Source organism: Nocardia sp. NPDC003693 (assembly GCF_053981095.1).
On the sequence record NZ_JBSFNO010000048.1, the window covers coordinates 57,193 to 63,192 of the forward strand.

Sequence of the window (6,000 nt, forward strand, 5' to 3'; positions counted from 1 at the left end):
ACCCCATGGCGGAACACGATTCGAGTGCCACGGTGCTGTCGATCGGATTGCATCCCGGCGCGGTCGACTACAGCCGCTACCCCGGGCTGGACGAGGCCACACTGACCTCCCGGATCGCCGCCGGTGAGGCCGCACTGCGCGACGCCGGCTTCGACCTCGTCTCGTGCCTGCTGCCGGCCGACCCCGACGCGGCCGAGACGCAGCTGCGGGAGTGCCTGTCCCGGGGTGATTTCCGGGCCGCGATGATCGGCGCGGGGGTGCGGATGGCGGCCGAGCACACCGTGCTGTTCGAGCGCCTGGTGAACGCGATCATCGAGGTCTCGCCGGGAACCCGCCTGTGCTTCAACACCTCGCCGGAGAGCACCATCGACGCCCTGCGCCGCTGGGTGGAACCCGCCGCGCACCGCTGAATTCGGTCAGCGGCGCACCGGGCGTTTCGCGCCGGCCGCGAGGGCTGCGGCGCCGGGCCCGAAGAAGGCGATCAGCAGCAACCCGACCCCGAACGCCGAGGCCGCCTGCCCGCCGTTGCCGTACGCGTCCCACCAGCGGTCCGGGCTCCCCGCCGCGTGCACGAAAATGTAGGCGTAGGCCATCATTCCGGCCCCGAACAGCCCGGCGATGAAGGTGTAGATCCCCAGGATCAGCAGCACCCCGACCACCACTTCGAACAGCCCCGCCCACCAGTACGGCCATTCGCCGGGCGTCGCCTGCGGGCTCGCGTTGGGCCACCCCGCCAGCGCGGAGGTGCCCGAGAGCACGAAGTTCACGCCCAGCACCAGTCGCGCCAGCAACAGCACGTAGGGCCGCAGCTCCTGCGCATGCCCGTCACCACCCGCCATCAGCTACCTCCCAGCGTCACGCTTGCACCCTAGCCGCTGCGGCCTAGGATCGGGCTATGGAACCCGCTCTACCGCTGACCCGAGCCTCTTTCCGGAGGATCAATCCGATCGTTGCCCCGCAACCGGTTTCCCGGTTGCCCGAGCGTGTCTGGACCGCGGTGGAATGGGATCGGATCCGAGGCGTTGCCTCGCACGGTGAGCAGTGACGTTCCTCGATGATCGATACGCCTTTGCGTCGGGGTGTGTTCCAGGCCCGTGTCCGGGATGAAAGGCATCCGGTGAACCGCTCCCTGCGTAGGATCTCGGGCAGGGAGGAACGGATGGGAACTATTGCGCGGCAAGGTAGTTCGGTGGAGAAGAAGTTTCGAAGACGTACGAAGGTCTCGGCGTTCATGGCGCTGGGACTGCTGTCGGTCAGCGCCTTGCTCGCGGTCGTGCTCGTTCTGGTCTGGGGGCGGTTCGCGGGACTCGCGGACTCGCTCATCGTCCCCGAAGTCGTGAAATCGAACCTGTCCGACGGGGACGCCCGGGACAAACTGTCCAGGGAGTTCCACATCCACATCCCGGACAACTGGCGGCTGGTGTCGATGACCTCCACCTGCGAGGGCGGAGCGGACGTCAAGAGCTGTGTGTTCAACGGCGCGTTCACCGGCCCGCCCACCGAATTCGACCGGTACCCCACTCTCTTCCGCGCCCGCCCTCCTCATACGGTGGATCAGCCTCCCGCCCAGCCGATCACCTGCGCGGATCTCACGGCCCGGAATCTGCTCGAGCTGGCCTCGGACATCGACTGCGCGAACCCGCCGCAGCTGGTGCTGAGCGAGCTGACCGGGCGGGGCAGTACCGGTTTTCGCGGCAATGTGCTCGTCGCGGGAACCCCGACCGAGACGATCGTGCGGATCAGCGCCTGGTCCGCCTAGGAATCGCGGACGGGTGTGGCGGACTTTCCCGGTAGCGTCCGGCGGCTTCACCGTGCCGTCCGGTGGTGGCTCGGCCGTCGAGACCCACGCGCTGCGCAGGGTTTTGGGGGCATGACCGCCCCGCCCGGTCCTTGATACGTTCGCAACTCATCGCAGCAACAAGGAGGAACTAATGTACCGTCCCGTGCTGAATGTCATCGTCGGCGGCTCGTTCGCCCTCGCGGTCGCGCTGCAACCGGCGCTCGCTACAGCCGCACCGAGCGGACCGGCGGTGGAAACACCCACGGAAGTGGCGACTCGGAGCTACGCCCCGTTCGATCCCATCTGCCCGCTCTGCTTCATCCGCGAGTTCATCGAAAGCGGATCCGGGCGCTGATAGTCCGCCGGCGTCGGGCAACCGGGTTGCTCGGCGCCGGCGAATCGTCGCGTCAGGTTCCTGCCTTGCTCACCCGCGCGGATACCCGAACGGCGTGCGATTGCGGCCCCGGCGGATGACCACCGTCAGGATGATCGCGAGGCCGACGATGAATCCGATCGCCGCGATCGCCAGTGCGATCCCGATCGTCCCGAACGCCGCAGAGGACGACCCTTCGCCGACCGCGAGGGTCAGGCGGGTGGTGCTCTCGGACCTCAGCTCGTAGGTTCCGGACTGATCGGTGTGGAACGAGAACCCGGCACGACCCTCGCGGGCATTGATCTGATAGGTCGACGTCACCGAAACATTCTTCAGGTCAACGGCTTCCCCTGAGGGGTCGGTGAGCCAGACCGTGACATCACCGGCGGGCCCCTGCTCCGACGCGCCGGAGTACTCGAGGTAGACCGTGTAATCGGTGTCGGCGGCCAAGCTCACCTCACCCGACCCCGGGCTCTTCACGCGCTGATAGTCATCGACCTCGCCCAGCGCCGAGAACAGCGAGCTGAACCCGAAGATCGCGGCGCCCGCGATGCCCGCGACGATCGCCACGATGCCGGGCACAATCCACCACAGCGACGGCTTGACCGGTTGCTGGGGCGCGCCCCACTGCTGCTGCGGGTTGGGTGGGTATCCCGGATAGCCCATGGATCGAGTCCTTTGCGGCGGTGCCGAACTCGGTTCGGCACGTACGCCCTTGCCGACTAGGGAGCGGCGTCGGGCGCGTGTTTCGTATCAATACACCCAGACCGTACAGCGGGCCGATGACATCTCGGCGACTATCCGAGAACGCCTCCGGGTCAGGGGGTGACGATGGCGAAATTCGGGTCGGGTGCGTCGAGCAGTGCGAGAAGACGTTGCAGGACAGCCATATCGCCGGTGTGGTTCACCCCCTCCGGTCCCTGACCGCCCAGCAGTGCGATGAGCTGCGGCTTGGTGAGGGTGAGGGTGAGATCGACGTCGGTCTTGCGGCGCGGGTCGAGGGTGCGGATCAACGCTCCGTTGGACAGCGTCAGCCGCATCGTGGTGTCGAGATCGGTGAAATGCCAGTCGATCACGAATGATTCGGCCGCGGCGCGGGGACCGTTGACGCGAATGGCGACGGTGTCGAAGAGCTGCTCGATGGACAGGGCGGCGGCCATACCGCCGGCCAGGCTGAGGGCGGTGGGGTAGACGCCCTCGCGAAGTTCCTTGGCGCCCATCAGGTAGAAGCCGCGCCAGGTAGCGTTCTCGGCGCCGTATCCGAGCCGGGTGTAGACCTCGGCGAGCGCGTTCTTTGCCTCGGAGCTGTCCGGCTCGGCGAAAACCGCGTGCTTGAGCAGCTCGGCGGCGAAACGCAGATCGCCCTCGCCGGTGAATTCGGCGGCCTTGCCGATGACCGCGTCGACACCGCCGAACGCTCGCACATAGCGGGCCGCGGCGGCCTCGGGCGGATGCTGCCAGAGCGAGCTGGGGTGCCCGTCGAACCAGCCGAGATAGCGCTGGTAGATGGCTTTGACGTTGTGGCTCACCGATCCGTAGTAGCCGCGCGCACTCCAGGCGTCGTCGAGGCCGGGCGAGAGCTCGATCTGCTCGGCGATCTCGGTGCCGGTCAGGCCCTGATTGAGCATGCGGAGGGTCTGATCGTGCAGGTAGCAGTAGAGATCGCGTTGCACGCTGAGGAATTCGATGAGGCTGTCGGTACCCCAGGTGGGCCAGTGGTGTGAGGCGAAGGCGACATCGGAATCGGCGGCGAACATATCGATGGCCTCGTCGATGTAGTGCGACCACACGCGGGCATCGCGCACCAGCGCGCCGCGCAGGGTGAGCAGATTGTGCAGATTGTGGGTGGCGTTCTCGGCCAGGCAGACCGCGCGGTGATTCGGGAAGTGGAAGTTCATCTCCGCGGGCGCCTCGGTGCCCGGGGTCATCTGGAACACGATCGGTACGCCATCCACCGTCTCGCGCTGCCCAGTCGCGGTGATGTCGGTCGTGGGCGGGTACAGGCTGAACGTCCCGGTGGAGGTCTGGATGCCGAGGCCGGTGCTCATCTGCCCGTCGGGTGCCGGTGTCAGGCCGATGGCGTACATGTAGCTCGCGCGGCGGGTCATGGCGGTGCCCGCGTACACGTTCTCCGCGACGGCCTCGGCCATGAACCCCGCCGGGGCCAGAATCGGCACCTCACCCGGCCCGTCGGGGAGCACGCCGGCGACGCCGCCGAAGTGGTCGCCGTGCGAATGGGTGTAGATGACGCCGGTGACCGGGCGGTCCCCCCGGTGCTCGCGGTAGAGAGCCAGCCCGGCGGCGGCGCATTCGGTCGAGATGAGCGGGTCGATGATGATGACACCGGTATCGCCCTCGACGATGGTCATGTTCGAGATATCGAAACCGCGGATCTGGTAGATGCCGTCCACGACCTGGAAGAGCCCGTTCTTGACGTTGAGCTGGGCCTGACGGAACAGGCTGGGATTCACCGTGTCCGGGCACGGCCCGTCGAGAAACGCGTATCCGGAGGTGTCGAACACGATCGTGCCGTCGGCGTCGCGAATGGTCATCGGACTCAATGTGGCGATGAACCCGCGATCGGCGTTCTCGAAGTCGGTGCGGTCCTCGTAGTCCAACGCCATGCCAACTCCTCGTGTCGAGCATTCGATTGGGGCGGGGTCGATTGTCGAGGTCTATGCCGGTTCCGACCTCACCCGGCGAGGGTGAGGTTGGCATTGCTATTTCCGCTTTCATTGCCGTCGTGCCGCGATATGTATCGCAGTATCAGCGGGGTACTTCGAGAGCCGCGGTGGTGGTTGGGTGCCCTGGCGCAGGAGAGCAGCCTGGATAGCGGAGTACCGGCGGGGGCACGTCGGGAGACTCGACGGCGGTTGGGTGCCCTACCGGGGGAAGGACGCCTGGATAACGGAGTACCAGCTGGGGCACGCTGGGTGCCTCAGCTGCGGTTGGGTGCCTGGTTGGGAAAGGACGCCTGGATAACGGAGTACCAGCCGGGCCAGGTTGGGTGCCTCGGCGGCGGTTCCGGCCCTCCCGGGCCGATCAACGGGATCGAAGCCCTCGGATGCGTGGCCGAATTTCGAACCCGGGCCGGGTGCGGCAATCACCGCCATAGGCATCACCCTCATTGTGCTGAGGACGAGTCTTTGTCTGTAGGTCTCGAGAAGGTTCCCACGGCCAGTCGACCCGGCTGGAAGGGCGAGGGCGCTCTCGGCTGGGGAGCCGAAGGTCGGGTACGGCAGGCGAGGTAACCAGCACGGTCGCATCTGTTTTGCCTGCTCTCCCGAACCCAGCTGGAAGCCGGAGGGTGAGTGCGGGTTCGGGCTACGTCGGCCACGGGCGTGAACACTGATGCGTGTGGACGCACCCGCTGCACGGGTGGCAAGGCCGGGCCAGGGCTTGTGCGCGCGAAGAGCCCCTTCGGCATGGGAAAGCCGAAGAGGCAGAGTGGAATACGGCGCGTGACGAGTCGAGACGCGGTGGGTGGTTAACAGCGCCATCGCGCGGGGATACCCGGAAACTGGGGATGATGACGGAAATTCACACGCGGTCTCCGAGCCGGGTCGATATGTGGTGGTGGGATCCATCCGGTTTTGCCCGGATTCTCCGAACCCTCGCCCATGACAACGGTTTCCCACCCGTTCGGGCCGGTGTTGACTTGGGCGTGGCAGGCATCGCACGCGAAGGTCAGGTTCTCGATGTCCGTTTCGCCGCCATCGGCCCATTCCCTGATGTGGTGCACGGCCGAGCGACTCGCTGGCGCATCGCATCCCGGGCGCGTGCACCCGCGCTCGGTGGCAGTCAACGCGAGCCGTTGTGCCGGGTTCGCGAGACGCTGCCCCCGAGA

At 66.8% G+C, this 6,000-nt stretch carries 7 protein-coding genes; 3 read left to right on the forward strand and 4 right to left on the reverse strand.

Features of this window, described 5'->3' with window-relative positions; translation table 11 throughout:
* Positions 1-5 precede the first annotated feature (5 nt).
* Positions 6-410 carry a hypothetical protein gene (locus ACWDOP_RS34435; RefSeq protein WP_456348405.1) on the forward strand — a complete coding sequence of 135 codons (405 nt, stop codon included), beginning with the start codon at positions 6-8 and terminating at the stop codon, positions 408-410.
* Positions 411-416: 6 nt separating this feature from the next.
* Here the strand turns inward: ACWDOP_RS34435 and ACWDOP_RS34440 are convergent, their stop codons facing one another.
* Entirely contained in the window at positions 417-839 is a 423-nt protein-coding gene (locus ACWDOP_RS34440) for a DoxX family protein (RefSeq protein WP_456348406.1), read from the reverse strand.
* A gap of 350 nt (positions 840-1,189) precedes the next feature.
* Here ACWDOP_RS34440 and ACWDOP_RS34445 point away from each other — a divergent pair, with 350 nt between their 5' ends.
* Together ACWDOP_RS34445 and ACWDOP_RS34450 are read left to right on the forward strand one after the other, a co-directional pair.
* The gene (locus ACWDOP_RS34445) at positions 1,190-1,759 is read left to right on the forward strand and encodes a hypothetical protein (RefSeq protein WP_456348407.1); all 570 of its coding nucleotides are present in this window, start codon (positions 1,190-1,192) and stop codon (positions 1,757-1,759) included.
* Positions 1,760-1,931: 172 nt separating this feature from the next.
* Positions 1,932-2,135 carry a hypothetical protein gene (locus ACWDOP_RS34450; RefSeq protein ID WP_456348408.1) on the forward strand — a complete coding sequence of 68 codons (204 nt, stop codon included), beginning with the start codon at positions 1,932-1,934 and terminating at the stop codon, positions 2,133-2,135.
* A gap of 69 nt (positions 2,136-2,204) precedes the next feature.
* Here ACWDOP_RS34450 and ACWDOP_RS34455 read toward each other — a convergent pair whose 3' ends face one another.
* The 3 genes from ACWDOP_RS34455 to ACWDOP_RS34465 form a co-directional block, all read right to left on the reverse strand.
* Positions 2,205-2,819, reverse strand: a complete 615-nt coding sequence (locus ACWDOP_RS34455; protein WP_456348409.1) for a hypothetical protein — start codon at positions 2,817-2,819, stop codon at positions 2,205-2,207.
* Between the two features lie 152 nt (positions 2,820-2,971).
* A complete protein-coding gene (locus ACWDOP_RS34460; protein WP_456348410.1) occupies positions 2,972-4,777 on the reverse strand; it encodes an alkyl/aryl-sulfatase in 1,806 nt (601 codons plus the stop codon).
* A gap of 863 nt (positions 4,778-5,640) precedes the next feature.
* Complete coding sequence (locus ACWDOP_RS34465) at positions 5,641-5,895, reverse strand: HNH endonuclease signature motif containing protein (RefSeq protein WP_456348413.1); 255 nt, start codon at positions 5,893-5,895, stop codon at positions 5,641-5,643.
* Positions 5,896-6,000 lie beyond the last annotated feature (105 nt).

Bases quoted from the DNA above. Each gene is read 5' to 3' on its own strand.
- ACWDOP_RS34455 (WP_456348409.1), bottom strand. From the start codon at position 2,819: ATGGGCTATCCGGGATACCCACCCAACCCGCAGCAGCAGTGGGGCGCG.
- ACWDOP_RS34450 (WP_456348408.1), top strand. From the start codon at position 1,932: ATGTACCGTCCCGTGCTGAATGTCATCGTCGGCGGCTCGTTCGCCCTC.
- ACWDOP_RS34440 (WP_456348406.1), bottom strand. From the start codon at position 839: ATGGCGGGTGGTGACGGGCATGCGCAGGAGCTGCGGCCCTACGTGCTG.
- ACWDOP_RS34435 (WP_456348405.1), top strand. From the start codon at position 6: ATGGCGGAACACGATTCGAGTGCCACGGTGCTGTCGATCGGATTGCAT.
- ACWDOP_RS34460 (WP_456348410.1), bottom strand. From the start codon at position 4,777: ATGGCGTTGGACTACGAGGACCGCACCGACTTCGAGAACGCCGATCGC.